Raw genomic sequence first — 18,431 nt, forward strand, 5'->3', positions numbered from 1 at the left:
GGCGAGTATATGCGCCCCTACAAGTTAGCGGGCGGCGTTGAAATTCGTTTTACCCTCGGTGACAACGTCGTTCGTTATTCTATTCCCCAGCCTTGCCCCCACTCTGCTGCCAGCGATGCGGGTACATCTCCTAGCGAGACCTGCTGCGCCCCGTGCCATTTCGCCGTACGGGTAATTGCCTGACGAATATCCTGACAACGCTGCTTACCCAGTTTGATCCCAGTTTCAAGATGGAAACTGATCACTTCAAAAACGCCCTGCTTGCGGTGCATTTTCACATCTACTCGGCCAATCAGTTCGCCCCGCTGCAACAGCGGCAAGGTGAAATAGCCGTACTGGCGTTTTTCTTTTGGCGTGTAGCATTCCAGCCTATAGTCAAAGCTGAACAGTTCCAGCGCGCGCCGCCGATCCCACACCACCGGATCAAAAGGAGACAGCAGGCAGGTTACGGGGTTTGAGGGCCAATGATGTAAAAAACCACGCTAAGGAGATAATTCATTGTTTAAATTGAGATTTAACGGCCTCAATTCCCCCTTCATAATATCCTCCGGTAGTGTGAACGTATAATGTCCCAGCATGTTGATATGACCATGCATCAGAGGCGAAAGCCGCGCGATATGTTCATCTTCTGGCCCTTCCCCAGTGCTACGCAGGTGCGACAAGGCTTCCTGCATATAAAGCGTATTCCACAGCACCACTGCGTTTGTCACCAGACCCAGCGCACCCAACTGATCTTCCTGCCCCTCGCGGTAACGTTTTCTGATCTCACCACGCTGACCGTAGCAAATGGCTCTTGCCACGGCATGGCGACCTTCGCCCCGGTTAAGCTGTGTTAAGATCCTGCGGCGATAGTCCTCATCATCAATATAGTTGAGAAGATACAGTGTCTTGTTAACTCTTCCGACCTCCATTATTGCCTGAGCAAGCCCTGACGGTCGGGTACTTCTCAATAGCGATCGAATGAGTTCTGACGCATGAATTGTGCCCAGCTTCAGCGAACCTGCAACCCGCATCATCTCATCCCAGTGGCTTTCGATTTTAGAAAGGTCAACACAACCCCGAGCCAGTTCGTCCAACGCCCCGTAATTCGCTGCTTTGTCAGCCCGCCAGAACACCGCCTCACCAGCATCCGCCAGACGAGGTGAAAATTGGTATCCCAGTAGCCAGAACAAGCCAAAGATAATGTCACTGGTACCTGCTGTGTCCGTCATGATTTCAACCGGGTTTAGTCCCGTTTGTTGCTCAAGTAGTCCCTCCAGCACAAAAATGGAATCCCGCAGCGTTCCAGGGATCACTATGCCATGAAAACCCGAATATTGGTCAGAGACAAAGTTGTACCAGGTGATGCCGCGCCCTGAACCAAAGTATTTTCTGTTGGGGCCAGAATTCACCGTTTTCACTGGTGTGACAAAACGCATACCATCAGCGGAGGCCACCTCACCGCCACCCCAGTATCCTGCCAACGCTAACGAGGACTGAAAATCAACCAGCCGCGCATTGGCGCTGACCAGCGTTTCTGCTCAGATGTAGTTCTGTTTCACCCAGCTCAGGCGATGGCGGGTCAGTGCAGGGATATTGTGCTTGATCAGCGGCTCATGTCCGATATTGCAGGCCTCAGCCAGCATCACCGCACACAGGCTTATATGCAGATCCTGCGCGCGGGCACCTGACTCGCTGACATGGCTGAATTCACGGGTGAAACCCGTTCTGGCGTCAATCTCAAGCAACAGTTCTGTCAGGTCAACGGGTGGGAGCAATTGTCTGACTCGGCTGCTCAGTCGTATCAGCGCCGGTGGCTCATCCAATTTATCCAGGCTGCTGATGGTCAGCGAAGGATGTTTACCTTCATTGCAGATGTCTACGGCGGTATTGCGGTCAAAACGTGATGCCACCGTTTTCCAGGTTTCATCCAACCGTGCTGCCAATTGCACCGATGCTTTACTGCCATTGGTGGGGTGATCCAATGCCCGGCACACTGGAACCCGCTGCGCCTGCCATTCCTCCCCCTGAAGAAGTTTTTGGCGCGGATCACCCCAACGATCGCTGTTTTCCAACCAGATGTCACGACGGCGTAGCGCATCCTGAAGTCGCTCCAGCAGACACAACGAGTAACCCGCTCGCTGTATCCGACCTTCAGCATCGTACACCAGGCGTTTCCAAGGGCCTGAAATGATATGTTCAGGTGCATCGTCCAGGATCCGTTTTTTCGAGCCGTTTAGCTCTGCCAGGTAATGGATGGCCGCGAGGGTATGTTCACCGTCTGGGGCCGCCCGGAAGTGCAGATCGCGCAGTAGTGCGGGCAAAAAACGCCTTACCCGTCCGTACTGCTCCACCATTTCATCCTGAAAGTTTGTATCCTGGGGGCGGGCCAGTTCATTCACTTTTTCCACTGACTCTGCCAGTCTGGCGACAGGTACACTGCTGAATATGGTCTTTCGCAGCAAATCATCACCAGTATCTTCATCAAGTAAAAGTGCACATGCCCGCGCCAGCAACAACGCCGCACGGTCAAGATCCTTGAGCGTCCTAAGTCGCTTTTTCTGCCCGGTTTTCTTCGCCTCCCTGGTAATATTGAGGATCAGCATATCCAGCACGTCAACGGCCTCGTCCAGCGCCGAGATTTCTTGCGCTTTCACGAACGCGGTAAGGATAGCCAGCCGCCGTTCTTCTGGCATTCTGCTGATATATTTCACCGATGCCATTCCGGCATAGCGTGCCAGGTTGCGGAGCTGTATGGCAGGCAGCCCAGTGAAATTCAGGCAGGAAAATTCCAGGCTGCGCAGGCGAGTGTAACGTTCAAGTGCTTCAGTGAACGCGGGGCCGCTGATAGTGACAGGGCCTCTTTTTAGGTGCTCCATCACTGAGAGTCGCTGTCCTTCGGGGATTTCAAGTAACCCAGCCAGTTGTGCGGCCTGCCAACGGTTTGGCAGCGCGGCCAATTTTCGCCATAAGCGGCGGGTCGCACGCTCACGGATTTCACCAATGACCCTCGTAAGGGTGGATGCGGCTGGCAACAACACTTTATTTTGAAGCAACCACGCGGTGGCAAAATCGAACATCAGTCCGGGGCGTTCATTACTGAGCCATGCACGAGTATACAGCAATCGCTTCAGTCTGAACGACCACGGGAAATCACCGAAATCATGATAGCTGTAGTGCTGCCTGATAAGTCCGTGGTGCTCCCAACGTGTATTTTCCCTTTGAGCATAGCGGGAGATGATCTCTGGATAGCGGATGTTAAGTTGCCTTGCGACATAAAACTGGACACCGGGCGGTATTTGCATGAGATCGGGCAAGAAGGTTCCCAGAAAGCGGGCGGTTGTGAGTTGAAGGGCAATCCCCAACCGGTTATGCCTGCCCCTACGTAGGTTGATGAAAGTAAGGTCTCGCTCATCAAGATGAAAATACCGTGCCAGTTGGATCTCGTTTGGCTCTGCGGCATAACGCCCGTAGTTCTGTGTCTGTTTGTCGGTCAGAAAATCAGCAGCCATCACGCATCCTTTCGTTATTTATTGATCCGTATTATTTTGGCGGTATCAGATATTATGAGTTTTGATACCACCCCAAACGGTACTGAATGTCAGTATCAAAAATCGTGATTTATGCATTATGATACTACACAGTATCAATATCGATTTGTGAGACATAAATGGCATTGTTGGGGTATGCAAGGGTATCAACCAGCCATCAGAAACTGACCGCACAGATTTCTGAACTCAAAGTGGCGGGCGTGAGAGATGATCGGATTTTCACCGACATGATGTCGGGAGCAACCGATGGGCGAGAAGGGTTGCAGCGGCTTCTTGCTCGAGCAGAAAAAGATGACATTATTCTTTGTACCAAAATGGACCGCCTTGGCCGCAATACTGCGGATATGATCACTATCGTTGATACCTGCTATAAAAAGGGTATCGCTATTCGATTTCTTGAAAATGGCCTAAGCACCGAGGGGACGATGGGCAAGATGGTCATTCAAATACTGGCTGCTGTGGCTGAGGCGGAACGGAAGCGCATTCTGGAGCGGACTAATGAAGGTCGAATAGCGGCTATGGCATCTGGAGTAAAATTCGGACGTAAACCGCACCGTCAGTCTGACATGGTGCGGGAGTTAATCACACAAGATGCACCAGAGAAAACTATACTGGAAAAAACGGGCGTATCGCGGGCGACCTTTTACAGACTGAAGAAAAGGACTCTGACAGAGCAAACCGGGGTTATACGTGAAAAGACGAAAAGATAAGGTGGTGTTAAAAATGCAAGAAAGCAAAATTAATATCAACCGAGTTCACTTCCTTTATGAGGCGTTGGTCAAGAGACATGCTTCGCCTGAAGAGACCTACCACGCTATCCTCAATGAAGGATTAAAAGCTTTTAACCTGTCACTGGGTATTATCAGTCAGATAGAGGGGGACTGTTACTCTCTGCTTGCAGTTTCACCAACAGGAGGAGATATTTCAGCTGGCATGGTTTTTGAGTTAAAAAACACCTATTGCCAGCGAGTGGTCAGCGAAAGTAGGATAATAAGCGTTGAACATGCAGGAGAGCACCCTGGTTTTAATACTCACCCCGTCTACATTGGCATGCGGCTTGAAAGTTATATCTCGGCACCAATATGGGTGAGAGAAAACTTATGGGGTACACTTAATTTTTCTTCCACTCAGGTAAGAACAATATTTTTCTCTGAGGATGACTATGAATTCATTAGTTTAATGGCTGAGGGTGTTGGCTCGTTAATCGAGATGAACTTGTTAACCAGTGAAAATAAAAATGTCATCTCATCGCTACGAAAAAATAACGACATTCTCGAAAGTATTTTTGAAAACTCAACCATCGGGATGGCGCTGGTAGCCCCTTCAGGCCAGTGGGTAAAGATTAACGGCGCCTTGACCCGTATGCTGGGGTACACTGAAGATTATTTACTTTCCATCAATTTTCAGCACATCACACATCCTGATGATTTAACCACGGACTTACAGCAATTAGAGGCACTTTCCCAAGGCAATATTCCGTTCTATCAATTGGAAAAACGATATCTGACGGCGTCAGGCCATTATATCTGGATCCTTCTGAGTGTCTCTCTGGTGCGTGAAGATAACGGTGATGTCAAATATTATATCGCTCAGATTCAAAGTATCGATGAGCGTAAAACGATGGAGATAGAGCTCAAAAACCAAAAAGAGGCGCTGCATAAGGTCAATATTATTCTGGAGCGCATGGCCACGGAAGACAGTCTGACGGAAATCGCCAATCGTCGAAAATTCATGCTCTGGTTTGAGCGTGAAATGACCAGAATGGCACGCCATCCCGTCCCTGTATCACTTGCCATTGCCGATATCGATTTTTTTAAATCGTATAACGATGATTATGGTCACCAGGAAGGCGATTTTGCCCTAAAGAGTATCGCCAGAGAACTCAGTCATACCCTACGAAGCCAGGATAAAGTCGCACGGTTTGGCGGGGAGGAATTTATCATGCTTTTCCCTGAAACAGATGAAAAAGGCTGCCTTTTGGCCTGTGAAAGATTACGCAAAAGCGTTGAAAATTTGACCTCACTCAGAAGAACGGTCACGATCAGTATTGGTGCAGTGACATGCCATCCGAAAGAAGGGGAGCTTGTTCACTTTGATGATTTATTGAAAGTGGCTGACTCAAAGCTCTATGAAGCGAAAAGGTCTGGGCGAAATCAGGTGAAAGCCACCCATGTTGAAGGTGAGGAGGGATAATCTCGCACATTTGCGATACTTGCCTGGGAACGCCTATGCCGCTAGACTTCCAGCGACATAACAAATGGATAAGAATTACATTATCATGCGTCTTACGCCACCCTAAGCCCCCGCCCCTCTGACAGGCTGAAGCCCTATCGTTTCAATGCCTTTACACTCAATCCCACCCCAGGGATGTTCTTTGTATCTGAAATTTGACTAAAACAGCCCCGCTATCGGGGAAATAACTATCAGGATAGTAAAAATGCTGTTGTCCTCAACACGTAAGGACTGGCTCGGTAACATCCGTGGGGATGTGCTGGCCGGTATTGTCGTTGCTCTTGCTTTAATCCCTGAAGCTATCTCCTTCTCCATTATTGCCGGTGTCGATCCCAAAGTGGGGCTCTATGCCGCGTTCTCGATCGCCGTCATCATCGCCTTTGTCGGCGGCAGACCGGGAATGATTTCCTCTGCGACCGGAGCCATGGCGTTGCTGATGGTGACGCTGGTAAAAGAACACGGGCTTGAATACCTGCTTGCGGCTACCGTGTTGACGGGTATCCTTCAACTGGTTGCGGGTTATCTCAAACTGGGTAACCTGATGCGCTTTGTCTCTCGCTCCGTCGTTACCGGTTTCGTCAATGCACTGGCCATCCTTATTTTTATGGCTCAGTTACCTGAGCTGACGGATGTAACCTGGCATGTTTATGCCATGACTGCCGCCGGATTGGCGATCATTTATCTGTTTCCTTTGCTCAATAAAACCATCCCATCTCCCCTGGTGTGCATTGTGGTGTTGACCGCGCTCTCAATCGGCCTGAGGCTTGAAATCCGTACCGTTGGTGATATGGGCGAACTGCCTGATAGCCTGCCGATGTTCCTGATACCGGATGTACCACTCAATCTCAACACGCTCATGATTATACTGCCTTACTCTGCCGGGCTGGCGGTAGTCGGGCTACTGGAATCCATGATGACGGCAACCATTGTTGATGATTTAACCGATACGGCCAGCGACAAGAACCGCGAGTGCAAAGCTCAAGGGATCGCCAACATCTGTACGGCATTCATCGGGGGGATGGCAGGTTGTGCGATGATCGGCCAGTCAATCATCAATATCAAATCCGGTGGCAGAGGGCGACTTTCAACATTAACTGCCGGTGTGGTTCTGCTTTGTATGGTGGTTTTCCTCAATGATTGGGTTTCCCGTATCCCGATGGCAGCCCTGGTGGCCGTGATGATTATGGTGTCTATCGGGACGTTCTCCTGGCGCTCAATCGTCAATCTGCGGATACACCCCCTGTCAACCAGCGTCGTGATGATCGCCACGGTCGTGGTGGTAGTCGCCACCCATAACCTGGCCTATGGGGTTCTGGTCGGCGTCCTGATTGCGGCCATGAACTTTGCCAATAAAATTGCCCGCTTTATGCTTGTCGATACCGAGTTAGATGAAGGCCGACGTGTTTATACTGTGCGCGGACAGGTTTTCTTTGCGACGGCAGAACGTTTTACTCAATCATTTGATTTTAAAGAGGCGATCGACACGGTGGTGATTGATGTCAGTCACGCCCACTTCTGGGATATCACCTCGGTGAGCGCACTGGATAAAGTGGTGATTAAATTCCGTCGAGAGGGAACGGACGTTGAAATCAGGGGGATGAATGAAGCCACCACCACCCTTGTTGATCGGTTTGGTGTGCATGATAAGCCTGAAGATGTTGAGAAAATAATGGGTGGTCATTAATCCTTGAAGGAGCATTTATGAAAGAGACTATTATTGGTTGTATTGATGGTTCATCGTCTGCTACCGCCGTTTGCCAATACGGTGCGTGGGTTGCCAGTAAGCTCAATGTACCACTCACATTATTGCATGTTATTGAGAAAGCAGATGTTTCAACCTCCAAGGACCTGAGTGGGAGCATCGGGTTTGACAGCCGAGAGGTGTTACTGACTGAACTGGTTCAGATTGAAGGTGAAAGAGCGCGCCTGATGAAAGAGCAGGGAAAACAGCTTCTTCGTGTTGCACAAGAAATGGCGAGAAGCCCGGGTGTCAATGAGGTCAATACCGTCCAGAAACACGGTGTCCTCGCCGAAATACTGGGTGAGATCCCGGACGCCAAAATGATGGTCCTGGGCCGTAAAGGCGAGCAGTCTGAAACCCGTGGGCATGTGGGGAGTCAGTTGGAGAGCGTTATCCGGCTCCAGAAGTGCCCGATCCTGGTCAGCACGGGAGATTTTGTGCCTCCGAGGAAAATCATGCTCGCCTATGACGGCAGTGCTGAAGGCAAAAAACTCCTGGAGCGACTAGCCATCAGCCCATTACTACAGGGGATTGATTGCCACCTGGTGATGAATGGCGATGAGCCCACCGCCCTTGAGGCTGCTCAGATTACGTTAAAAAGTGCCGGTATTAACAGTCAGGTTCATCTGATTTCGGGAGGGGATATCGCAGAGTCATTGTGTCGCTATGCGTTGGAAAACAATATCCACCTGATGATTATGGGGGCGTACGGCCACTCCCGGCTCCGTCAGTTTTTCATTGGCAGTAACACAACGGCGATGCTGGCGAAAACACCTATCCCGCTGTTGATGCTGTGATAACTTACGTTGCCCGTAGAGGCTACGGGCTTACATCTTCATTTAAATTTATTAGCGCTTTTTTGTTCTACTGTACTTCGAAAAAGATTGACCACTTCTTTTAAGGTGATAATGCTCAAAATCCATTGAATTGAAAGGATGAAAACGTCAATAAGTTTACCAAAAAAAGATAAATCCCCCTAAGCCAATGCCAGTAGTAAGGCATTGCCCGGCCGCTACAGATATTCGAGCTTAACAAGGGGATTCCCCCAAGTGACTAGTGAGTAACGTCATTATCAATAGGGCTTGTTTGGTTAGTACTTATGGCGGGGCACAGAGTCAGATTTCAAAGAGTGGGCTACACTGGAAGTGCTGTATATATTTTCCCTCGTATAAAAATGCGATTTCGCCCTGATTGTCTATTCAGGGCTTTTTTTTGCTATCACAGTCTTGGAAGGGAACCTGCTAAAGGATGCCTGTCACAACTATAGTGATATTATCATAATACCAATATGTGTACGTTTTTACATATCACTATGATTTGTATAGAATGGTTGTGCTATGTATGATCATTCAAGTGTCAATTAAGGAAATGCTATGAGTCAAAATGATACTGACAAGAGGATATTTCGCAACCATATCAATCCCCCCGTATTTTTCATCTCTGCTATTTTGATCATCGTGTTGGTCACTGCCGCTGCTGCATACCCCGAGCTTGCCGATCGCAAGTTCAAAATGTTACAGCAGGAGATTTTCGCTAATGCCAGTTGGTTTTACATTCTGGCGGTAGCATTAATCCTGCTCAGCGTCACTTTCCTAGGACTTTCTCGCTACGGTAATATCAAACTTGGCCCTGACCATGCGCAGCCAGATTTCAGCTATTTCTCCTGGTTCGCCATGCTCTTCTCTGCCGGAATGGGCATTGGGTTGATGTTTTTTGGTGTTGCTGAACCGGTAATGCACTATCTTTCACCTCCCGTCGGTACACCGGAGACAGTGGAAGCAGCAAAAGAGGCTATGCGCCTCACCTTCTTCCACTGGGGCCTGCATGCCTGGGCTATTTACGCGATTGTCGCGCTTATTCTTGCTTTTTTCAGTTATCGTCATGGTTTACCATTGACGTTGCGCTCTGCGCTCTATCCGATTATCGGTGACCGTATTTACGGTCCTATTGGTCATGCTGTTGATATCTTCGCGGTCATTGGCACTGTGTTTGGGGTGGCGACCTCGTTGGGGTATGGTGTTTTGCAGGTGAATGCAGGGTTGAATCATCTGTTCGGTTTACCTATCAATGAAACTGTACAGGTCATGTTAATCGTGGGGATCACCAGTCTGGCCACCCTCTCTGTTGTCTCAGGATTGGATAAAGGTATTCGCATTCTCTCCGAAATCAATCTGGGTCTGGCTGTCTTACTTCTGATACTGGTGGCCACACTCGGTCCAACAGTGCTGTTGTTGAAGTCCTTCGTGGAAAATACCGGAGGCTACTTGTCACAAATTGTCAGCAAAACCTTTAATCTGTATGCCTATGAGCCCAAATCCAGTAACTGGTTAGGTGGGTGGACATTGTTGTATTGGGGATGGTGGCTTTCCTGGTCGCCGTTTGTCGGCATGTTTATCGCCCGAGTATCACGAGGGCGTACGATCCGTGAATTCGTGACCGGCGTTTTATTTGTGCCTGCAGGGTTCACATTGTTATGGATGACGGTCTTTGGTAACAGCGCCATTTATATGATCATGAACAAAGGCGCTCGTGATTTGGCCAATACGGTTCAGAACGACGTCGCCCTGGCACTGTTCAATTTTCTGGAACACTTCCCATTTTCTAATGTTCTTTCATTTATCGCTATGTTAATGGTCGTAGTGTTTTTTGTTACGTCTGCCGATTCTGGAGCCATGGTCGTTGACACGTTAGCCTCTGGTGGTAGCGGTATAACGCCCGTATGGCAACGTATCTTCTGGGCTGGCATGATGGGTGTAGTCGCCATAGTACTGTTGCTGGTCGGCGGCTTGAGTGCACTTCAAACGGTAACCATTGCCAGTGCACTGCCATTCTCAGTTATTCTTCTGATATCCATTTACGGTTTGCTCAAAGCATTACGAATTGATGCCTACAAACGTGACAGTCAGCAAATGACCACCATCGCCCCCACAGCAGCGCGCAATCCTATCTCGTGGCAACGCCGCTTACGCAACATTGCTTACTTTCCTAAAAGCTCGCAAGTGAAGCGTTTTATGAGCGAAGTCATTGAGCCAGCCATGACATTGGTGGTTGCAGAACTAGCCAAGCAAGGGACCCCATCTTCTATAGCAGCTGAAAAGAATGATCGTATTCATTTTGAAGTGGATCTGGGTAATGACCTGAATTTTGTTTATGAAGTGCGATTACGGGCTTATATTCAACCAGCCTTTGCGTTGGCAGGACTGGGACATGAAGTACAGGATGATAAACACAAATATTATCGTGCTGAAATACACCTAAAAGAAGGTGGCCAAGACTACGACGTCATGGGGTGGACACAAGAGCAGATTATCCATGATATTCTTGACCAGTACGAAAAACATCTACATTTTCTGCATCTTGTACGTTAACACCTAGATTAAAACCGTCTGAAAACAGGCGGTTATACATAAACACCACGAGGAGACATATGTGAAAAAGGATAATGCATATCAAGTATACTTATTCATCCACAATAACTTATATTATAAAATAAAAACGCCCTCATATTCCATCAAGGAAAAATATCATTTTCACGCTCTGAGAGAATATTTACAAATTTGGCCGACACGCGAACTCAGTAAGCACAATGGTAGCTTATTGTAAATACACTAACAGGAACAACCTTTTCTAAGAATATTCTAAAATGACTACTTCATTTTTCAGCCAGGTTAATTTAAGATATAAAATCTTTACGAGAATTACAATCATAATTAAAAGCAGCCTTCTTCTATTTCTGTTTGTATTAACTCCATATGCAGTCAGTTTTAGTAAGAGTGATGCCTTCATTAATATCTCTGATTCATTATTAAGTTCAACTAGTAATATTGGTGTGGAAAATAAAACATTTAATATCACCCCACAGATTTTTGTTAATAGAGTTAATAAAAACCTCAAGAAGATGGGAGGCTCATTTTTAGTGAGCTTAAAGCTTGAAGGAAACGGGAAATACTTTGAGATTAGATTTAGCAAGTATAATAGGTTAATTGGAGGAGTGGATAAGAAAACTGGAATGTTAAATAAGGTGACCATAATTACTTCAGGTGATGAAATATCAGACTCCAATAGAAATCTTTTAGAAATATTGACCTCTTTGTTTTCAGCTTTATTGGGTGATGATGCTTTGGATACGCCTATTCCAATAACTATTATTATGAAATTAACCAGTAATGGAAGTGAAATCATTGTTAATGGGGTCGTATTTTCATTGATAAAAACAGACAATATGGGTGATCTTTTTATTGCGAAGCCTCTTTGAAATTATAAGTATCGCTACAATATAATATGGGTTTAAATACTGGGATTGAAGCTTTCTTTAAGGCAACTCCTACAGTATCAAACTGCTCCCGATAGCAGAAATAGTCGACATGTGATAGGGAAAAGAAACTTCATCAACATAGGTGATAACAGTATAACCTGCTCAACAAAGACTATAGCGAACACCTTAACCTTGCTGGAAACAGCAGATTCGACTATTCCGCGAATACGTCTGTTAATGAACCGGGCCGCACCTTATGGGCAAAGGTTAGCGTGAAGTTCGGACGCAATCTGAGACAATGGCAGTCGGTCCTGATAGTTGTTAGGGCCATCAAATTCAACATAAACAATAAATTATCTCCTTAGAGTGGTTTTTTACATCATTGGCCCTGAAACCCCGTTACCGTGGATTTCAACTTCCCTTGTTCCGCCAGCGCCAACTCGGCCGCCAGCGACTGATGGACATAAAATTCCCCTTCCAGCCCGTCGATAGCGATCTGGGAGATCTCTCCCTGCTGTAATAGCGTTGCCAACAACGGTTTGGGGGCGACGCGTTTCAATCGGTAATAATCCGCCAGCCATTCGGCTTTAAACACGCCGAGATAGCGGCAACTGCGGGTGAGCATCTGTTGTTGCGCCATCGCCTCGGGTAAAGCATGCACATCATCATCCCACTGCGGCAATAAACGTTCGGTGAGATCGTAGACACGGTGAAAATTACGGCGTTCAGCCACCATCAACTTGCCAGAGGTAAACAGAATTTCCAGATGACGCTTTTCCGGCTTCCAATCCCACCAGCCGTTAGCGCCTTTCTTTTCGGCGCTAAAATCGGCCGAACGCACCGGCCCCTGCACCGCGATATGCTGTAGCAGTTCATCGATAGCCTGTTGGTGCTGTTGCACCCATTCCTGCGAGTATTTCCACCCCATTCCCTGCGGTTGCAACATACGGTGGCGTAACAGACCAAAGTCATCGATGGGGAGAAAACAGGCTTCGTGCGCCCAGTACTCAAACAGTTTGCGACTAGCCAACGCCTGTTCCAGCCATTCTGGCCGATAATCGCCCAGGCGACTGAACAGCACCAGGTAAGGGCTGCGGGCCACCACGCTAATGGTGTCAATTTGCAGCAAGCCCATACGATCGATGGCGGTCACCACATCATCGGGGCAAGCCTGGCGTTGAATTGGGGATAGCAGCCCTTGAGCGGCAAGATGAAGCGCGCGGGCAGAGGAAAGCGAAATAACGGGGATTGGCATCCTGATATCCAAGGGTCATTGAGCAATGGCCTGATGATAAAGGATCCTGGGGAAATTTTCTTCGCCAGTGCATGGGGTGGCGGCACCGGCACTGGCGAGGAAAGTTTGGGTCAGAACGCGATAACGTCTGCCGCTGACAGCCCGTGAGAGCTACGATAAATCGAGAACTCGACGTTCTGACCTTCGTTTAATGACTTATTTTTGGTATTGGCGATAGCACGACGGCTAACATAAATTTCGTCACTACCATCGACCGGTGAAATAACACCATAGCCTTGAGCCTGATCAAACCATTTTACCTGGCCCATTTTTAGCATTGTATTCTTAAACATATTTTATATCCTTTCACTTGAGCATCCTTCACAACGTTATTTTTGTTATTGTGTGGACGCTACCAGCCCATCCTAAAGTTTTTCGTAACAAACCTCTCGTGAGCAAAAATTAAAAAACCCGCACTGCGGCGGGCTTGTTGAGCTTAATATCTTCCGCATAACTCAGCATAAACGCGTCATTATGGTTGTATTAAGCTCTCTATACGCTATTCCCTGTAAACTTACAGAGCAACAACGTTGGCGGCAGCCGGCCCGCGCGGGCTGTCCTGAATGGTATACTCAACACGCTGGCCTTCTGCCAGAGTCTTGAAACCTTCGGTCATGATTGCAGAGAAGTGTACGAATACATCTTTGCCGCCATCTTGTTGTTCAATGAAACCAAAACCTTTACTTTCGTTGAACCACTTAACCTGACCAGTCTTCTTAGACATTACTATTACCTTTTAAATATTTACAAAAACCTGCCCTATGGCAATTTGGCCGTTTTTCAGAATCATTACTTATGGGAGGTACTTAGAAGGTTCGTCTTTGAAGCGGAATCAGATGATAACGTCTTGGGAGGAACTACTTAATCTATACTCGTACATAAATAGCGCTGCATCACAGGCCGGTATGCATTTACTCATAAACTCATCATCAAGACAAGAGGTTTATCACACTTTTTAGCTACATCCGCCCAGAATATTCCTATCGCACTGATTTTAATAGTTAAAATTTAGCTTATTTTAAACTCATCGAGGGAGCATTTAGCTCATCACTCACCACTTGGAGTTATACCTGCAAATGAGAGCCAACGCATAAAACACTAATATCGTTAGCCAATCGATAACAAATCATGAACCAACTGTCTAGACTTGAGTCAAAAACACGGTGAGGGGTCATCTAGCCAGCACTATTGGCGGCCTAAGCCGCATTTTTCAGATTTTATTGAGCTAAGGAGCTAGCAGTATGATCGACCAGCACTTCGTCTCGCCGAATGACATTCGCGCCAAATTTTCCCTGGCAATGTCGGCCATGTATCAACAAGAGGTGCCACTGTACGGTGACTTGATCGAACTGGTCGCTGAAACCAACCGGGAGGTGCTGAGTAAAGATTCAGCCCTGGCCCATGGGTTACAGATTACCGGTGAAATCGGTCGATTATCGATGGAGCGCCACGGCGCTATCCGCGTCGGCACGGCAGCTGAATTGCAGACCTTACGACGACTGTTTGCCGTCATGGGCATGTCTCCGGTGGGTTATTACGATCTGACAGCTGCTGGCGTCCCCGTCCACTCCACCGCCTTTCGGGCCGTACATGAAGCCGATCTGCAAGTCAGCCCGTTTCGCATATTTACTTCGTTGCTACGACTGGAACTGATTGAGAATGTGGCGCTGCGCGAGCTGGCACAACGGCTACTGGATCGCCGCTGCATTTTTACCGAGCGGGCTTTGGAGCTGATAGCGTTACATGAAATCCGGGGCGGGCTGGATGCCGAACAGGCGCAAGAATTCGTTGCCCAGGCGCTCGAAACCTTCCGTTGGCACCGTTTGGCCACCGTCAGCGCCAGTGAATATCAACAGTTGCACAATCAACATCGCCTGATCGCCGATATCGTTGCCTTCAAAGGGCCACATATCAACCATCTGACGCCAAGAACGCTGGATATCGATCGGGTACAGGCGGCAATGCCAGAACGCGGGATCCCACCCAAAGCGGTGATCGAAGGCCCGCCTACGCGCCACTGCCCTATTCTGTTACGCCAGACCAGTTTCAAAGCGTTAGAGGAACAAGTCCTGTTTATCGAACCTGACGGTCATCAGGTTGTGGGGCATCATACCGCGCGTTTCGGTGAGATTGAGCAACGGGGAGTCGCCCTAACCGCCAAAGGGCGTGCGCTTTACGATCGCCTGCTGCAGGCCGCGCAGGATGCATTACAGGTTCCGGCTACGGAAGATAATGCTCCACGCTATTACCAACTGCTGGCTGAACATTTCCAGGCCTTCCCGGATGATTACAATGTACTACGTGTGCAGCAATTAGCCTGGTTCCGCTATTTCCCTACCGAATGCGGGCTGGCAGCTAAAGAGACCGTTGAGCAGCACAGCACGCTCGAACAGCTCATCGCACTGGACTACATCCGCTTCCAGCCGTTGGTGTATGAGGATTTCCTGCCGGTCAGCGCCGCTGGAATTTTTCAGTCTAATCTGGGGGGGAGCCACCATGCGCAATACGCGGCGTCATCGAGCCGTGCGGCGTTTGAACAGGCATTAGGGGCAGGCGTGATTGATGAATTGACGCTTTATCAGCAAACGCAGCAGCGCTCACTGCAAGCTTGCGCGCAGGCCTTGGGCTTGCACGCTTTGGAAGCTTAGATTATTTGATTAACTTCTGGATCCCTTGCAACAGTTGCTCGGCCTGCTCGGTGGGAAGTACCGCTTCAACCGGCAGATACCACCAGTCAGGCTGGGCAAAGGAACGGCATTTCACCGCATCCTTCTCGGTCATCAGCAGCGTTTGGCCTTGGCTCGCCAATGCGGCTAACTGCCCGTGGTTGTATTCCTGATGATCGGCAAAGGCCACCTCGCGCTCGACCTCAACCCCCAACTTTTCTAGCGTGGCGAAAAACCTTGGGGGATGACCTATCCCTGCCATCGCCACTACGTGAGGTAATTCGATCGCCGGGCGGCGTTCACCGCTGGCGATATTCACCGCATCCTGCGCCTGGAGCTTCATGGCGATTTCCCCCGGTTGGGCAACACCGCCATTTGCCACACAGGCATCCACCGTCTTTAAGCGAGACACACGCTCACGCATCGGGCCAGCGGGTAACCACCAACCATTGCCGAAGCGACGAACGCCATCGATCACCACCAGCTCAAAATCACGCTGTAAAGCATAGTGCTGTAGGCCATCGTCGGTGATGATCAAATCAAGCTCGCCCTGATTCAACAAGGCTTGCACCGCTTCGGCACGTTTTGGCGAAATAGCCACCGGCGCCCCGGTTCGCTGATAGATCAGCACGGGTTCATCACCGGCCTGCCGGGTGGTAGTCTGAGCATCCAGCACCAGCGGATAGACCGCCGACTTGCCGCCGTAACCTCTGGAAACCACGCCGACCCGGTAGCCACGCTGTTGCAGCTGTTCAACCAACCAGATCACCATCGGTGTTTTACCGTTGCCACCCGCAGTGAGGTTCCCCACGATAACCACCGGCACTGGCGCACGCCAACTCTTGCGCAAGCCGCAGCGGTAGCTAAGGCGGATCAGGCCGCTCACCAGGCCATACAGCCAGGAGAGCGGTAACAGCAGCAGGTAAACCAGTGAACTACCGGACCAGATGCGCTCTATCATTACTGACCAAACTGCATGCGGTGAAGTTGTGCGTAAGCCCCTTTCTGCTCGATCAACTCGGCATGCTGGCCACGCTCAACGATACGCCCATCTTCAACCACCAGGATCTCATCGGCTTTCTCGATAGTCGACAGACGGTGGGCAATCACCAATGAGGTACGGTTTTTCTGCAGTTCGTCCAAGGCCGCCTGGATCGCACGCTCGGATTCGGTATCCAGCGCGGAGGTGGCTTCATCCAGGATCAGGATTGGGCAATCTCGCAGCAAGGCACGAGCGATGGCAATACGCTGACGCTGACCACCGGAAAGCATCACGCCGTTCTCACCGATCACCGTATCCAGACCATGCTCCATTTTATCAATGAAGTCGGTGGCATAGGCCATACGCGCCGCTTTCTCAATTTCTTCACGGCTGTAGCGCTCTTCACGAGCATAGGCAATGTTGTTGGCAATGGTGTCGTTGAACAGATGGACGTTCTGTGAGACCAGAGCAACCTGATCGCGCAGCGAGGCCAGGGTATATTCCCGCAGATCGTGACCATCCATCAGGATCTGCCCTTCCTGCACGTCGTAGAAACGCGTCAACAGGTTGGCAATCGTCGATTTACCCGAACCCGAACGGCCAACCAACGCCACCGTTTTACCTTCTGAAATGCTCAGATTGATATCACGCAGCGCCGGGATCTCACGCCCCGGATAGGCAAAGGTCACATGACGGAATTCGATATCACCTTTCGCACGCTCAACCTGACGAGTACCGGTATCCTTTTCCTGTTCCAGATCCAGGATCGAGAACAACGTCTGGCAAGCCGCCATCCCGCGCTGGAACTGGGCATTCACGTTGGTCAAGGATTTCAGTGGACGCATCAAGGCAATCATGGAGGAGAACACCACGGTAATGGTACCGGCTGTCAGCGTATCCATCACGCTAGGGAAGCTTGCTGCAAACAGCACAAACGCCAATGCCAATGAGGCGATCAACTGAATAATGGGATCGGCAATAGAAGAAGCCGAAACCAGCTTCATCCCCTGCTGACGCATGCGGTTACTGACGGTGTTGAAGCGCTCGGTTTCCACCTGTTGACCACCAAAGATCAGCACTTCTTTATGCCCTTTCAGCATCTGTTCTGCACTGGTCGTCACCTGCCCCATGGTGTTTTGCATGTTTTTACTGATATTGCGGAAACGTTTGGAGACCAGGCGGATCGCGAAGGAGACGATCGGTGCCAGTACGATCAGGATCAGCGAGAGCTGCCAGCTGTAATAAAACATCATGATGAACAGGCCGATGATCGAGGCCCCTTCACGCACCACGGTAACCAACGCGCTGGAGGAGGATGACGCTACCTGTTCCGAGTCGTAGGTAATACGTGAAAGCAGAGTTCCTGTTGATTGCTGGTCAAAAAAGGCCACCGGCATTCGCATCATATGACCGAACAGACGACGGCGCATCTGCATCACCACCATGCCAGACACCCAGGAAATACAATAGCTGGAGACATAGCTGGTGATGCCACGCATCAGCATCAGGCCAATCACGACCAGCGGCATCCAATGCAACACTCGGCTATCGGCTTTACCAAAGTCGTCTAATAACGGTTTGAGCAGGGACAGCATTAACGTGTCCCCGGCGGCGTTTAAAACCAGCGCCACGGCAGCGACTACCAAACCGGTTTTAAAAGGTGTGATCATCGGCCAGAGGCGACGGAACGTCTGCCAGGTGGAGAGATCTTTATCATTCATCATGCAAATA

The 18,431-nt window shown here is 49.4% G+C and carries 11 protein-coding genes and 3 pseudogenes; 7 read left to right on the forward strand and 7 right to left on the reverse strand.

The window, feature by feature from the left end; genetic code table 11:
- Positions 1-74 precede the first annotated feature (74 nt).
- Positions 75-449, reverse strand: a pseudogene (locus N6G83_RS17780) (DNA glycosylase AlkZ-like family protein); the annotation flags it as partial.
- Between the two features lie 33 nt (positions 450-482).
- Positions 483-3,491, reverse strand: a pseudogene (locus tag N6G83_RS17785) (Tn3 family transposase).
- Between the two features lie 158 nt (positions 3,492-3,649).
- On the opposite strand from N6G83_RS17785, the gene N6G83_RS17790 reads away from it, so the two are divergent.
- From N6G83_RS17790 to N6G83_RS17815, 6 genes are all read left to right on the forward strand, one after another.
- Entirely contained in the window at positions 3,650-4,240 is a 591-nt protein-coding gene (locus tag N6G83_RS17790) for a recombinase family protein (protein WP_211136803.1), read from the forward strand.
- Positions 4,221-5,723: a sensor domain-containing diguanylate cyclase gene (locus tag N6G83_RS17795; RefSeq protein WP_248006703.1), complete on the forward strand. Its 1,503-nt coding sequence runs from the start codon at positions 4,221-4,223 to the stop codon at positions 5,721-5,723. Before N6G83_RS17790 ends, N6G83_RS17795 begins: the two co-directional genes overlap by 20 nt.
- 244 nt (positions 5,724-5,967) lie before the next feature.
- Entirely contained in the window at positions 5,968-7,446 is a 1,479-nt protein-coding gene (locus N6G83_RS17800) for a SulP family inorganic anion transporter (RefSeq protein ID WP_260524009.1), read from the forward strand.
- A gap of 17 nt (positions 7,447-7,463) precedes the next feature.
- Entirely contained in the window at positions 7,464-8,300 is an 837-nt protein-coding gene (locus N6G83_RS17805) for a universal stress protein (protein WP_211136914.1), read from the forward strand.
- 576 nt (positions 8,301-8,876) lie between these two features.
- The gene (locus tag N6G83_RS17810) at positions 8,877-10,871 is read left to right on the forward strand and encodes a BCCT family transporter (protein ID WP_211136915.1); all 1,995 of its coding nucleotides are present in this window, start codon (positions 8,877-8,879) and stop codon (positions 10,869-10,871) included.
- A gap of 275 nt (positions 10,872-11,146) precedes the next feature.
- Positions 11,147-11,758 (forward strand): hypothetical protein, encoded by a 612-nt coding sequence (locus N6G83_RS17815; protein ID WP_211136916.1) that lies wholly within the window; start codon positions 11,147-11,149, stop codon positions 11,756-11,758.
- A gap of 397 nt (positions 11,759-12,155) precedes the next feature.
- On the opposite strand, the pseudogene N6G83_RS17820 reads toward N6G83_RS17815, so the two are convergent.
- From N6G83_RS17820 to N6G83_RS17830, 3 genes and pseudogenes are all read right to left on the reverse strand, one after another.
- Positions 12,156-13,013: pseudogene (locus N6G83_RS17820) on the reverse strand (winged helix-turn-helix domain-containing protein); the annotation flags it as partial.
- A 110-nt stretch (positions 13,014-13,123) separates the two neighbouring features.
- Positions 13,124-13,345: a cold-shock protein gene (locus N6G83_RS17825; protein ID WP_021804913.1), complete on the reverse strand. Its 222-nt coding sequence runs from the start codon at positions 13,343-13,345 to the stop codon at positions 13,124-13,126.
- A 221-nt stretch (positions 13,346-13,566) separates the two neighbouring features.
- Complete coding sequence (locus N6G83_RS17830; RefSeq protein WP_021804914.1) at positions 13,567-13,776, reverse strand: cold shock domain-containing protein; 210 nt, start codon at positions 13,774-13,776, stop codon at positions 13,567-13,569.
- Between the two features lie 517 nt (positions 13,777-14,293).
- Here N6G83_RS17830 and N6G83_RS17835 point away from each other — a divergent pair.
- Positions 14,294-15,700 carry a VOC family protein gene (locus N6G83_RS17835; protein WP_260524010.1) on the forward strand — a complete coding sequence of 469 codons (1,407 nt, stop codon included), beginning with the start codon at positions 14,294-14,296 and terminating at the stop codon, positions 15,698-15,700.
- A gap of 1 nt (position 15,701) precedes the next feature.
- Here the strand turns inward: N6G83_RS17835 and lpxK are convergent, their stop codons facing one another.
- Together lpxK and msbA are read right to left on the reverse strand one after the other, a co-directional pair.
- Entirely contained in the window at positions 15,702-16,679 is a 978-nt protein-coding gene (gene lpxK / locus N6G83_RS17840) for a tetraacyldisaccharide 4'-kinase (RefSeq protein WP_074028966.1), read from the reverse strand.
- Positions 16,679-18,424, reverse strand: a complete 1,746-nt coding sequence (gene msbA / locus N6G83_RS17845; protein ID WP_024529852.1) for a lipid A ABC transporter ATP-binding protein/permease MsbA — start codon at positions 18,422-18,424, stop codon at positions 16,679-16,681. Before msbA ends, lpxK begins: the two co-directional genes overlap by 1 nt.
- Positions 18,425-18,431 lie beyond the last annotated feature (7 nt).

Source organism: Serratia sp. PL7 (assembly GCF_945957435.1).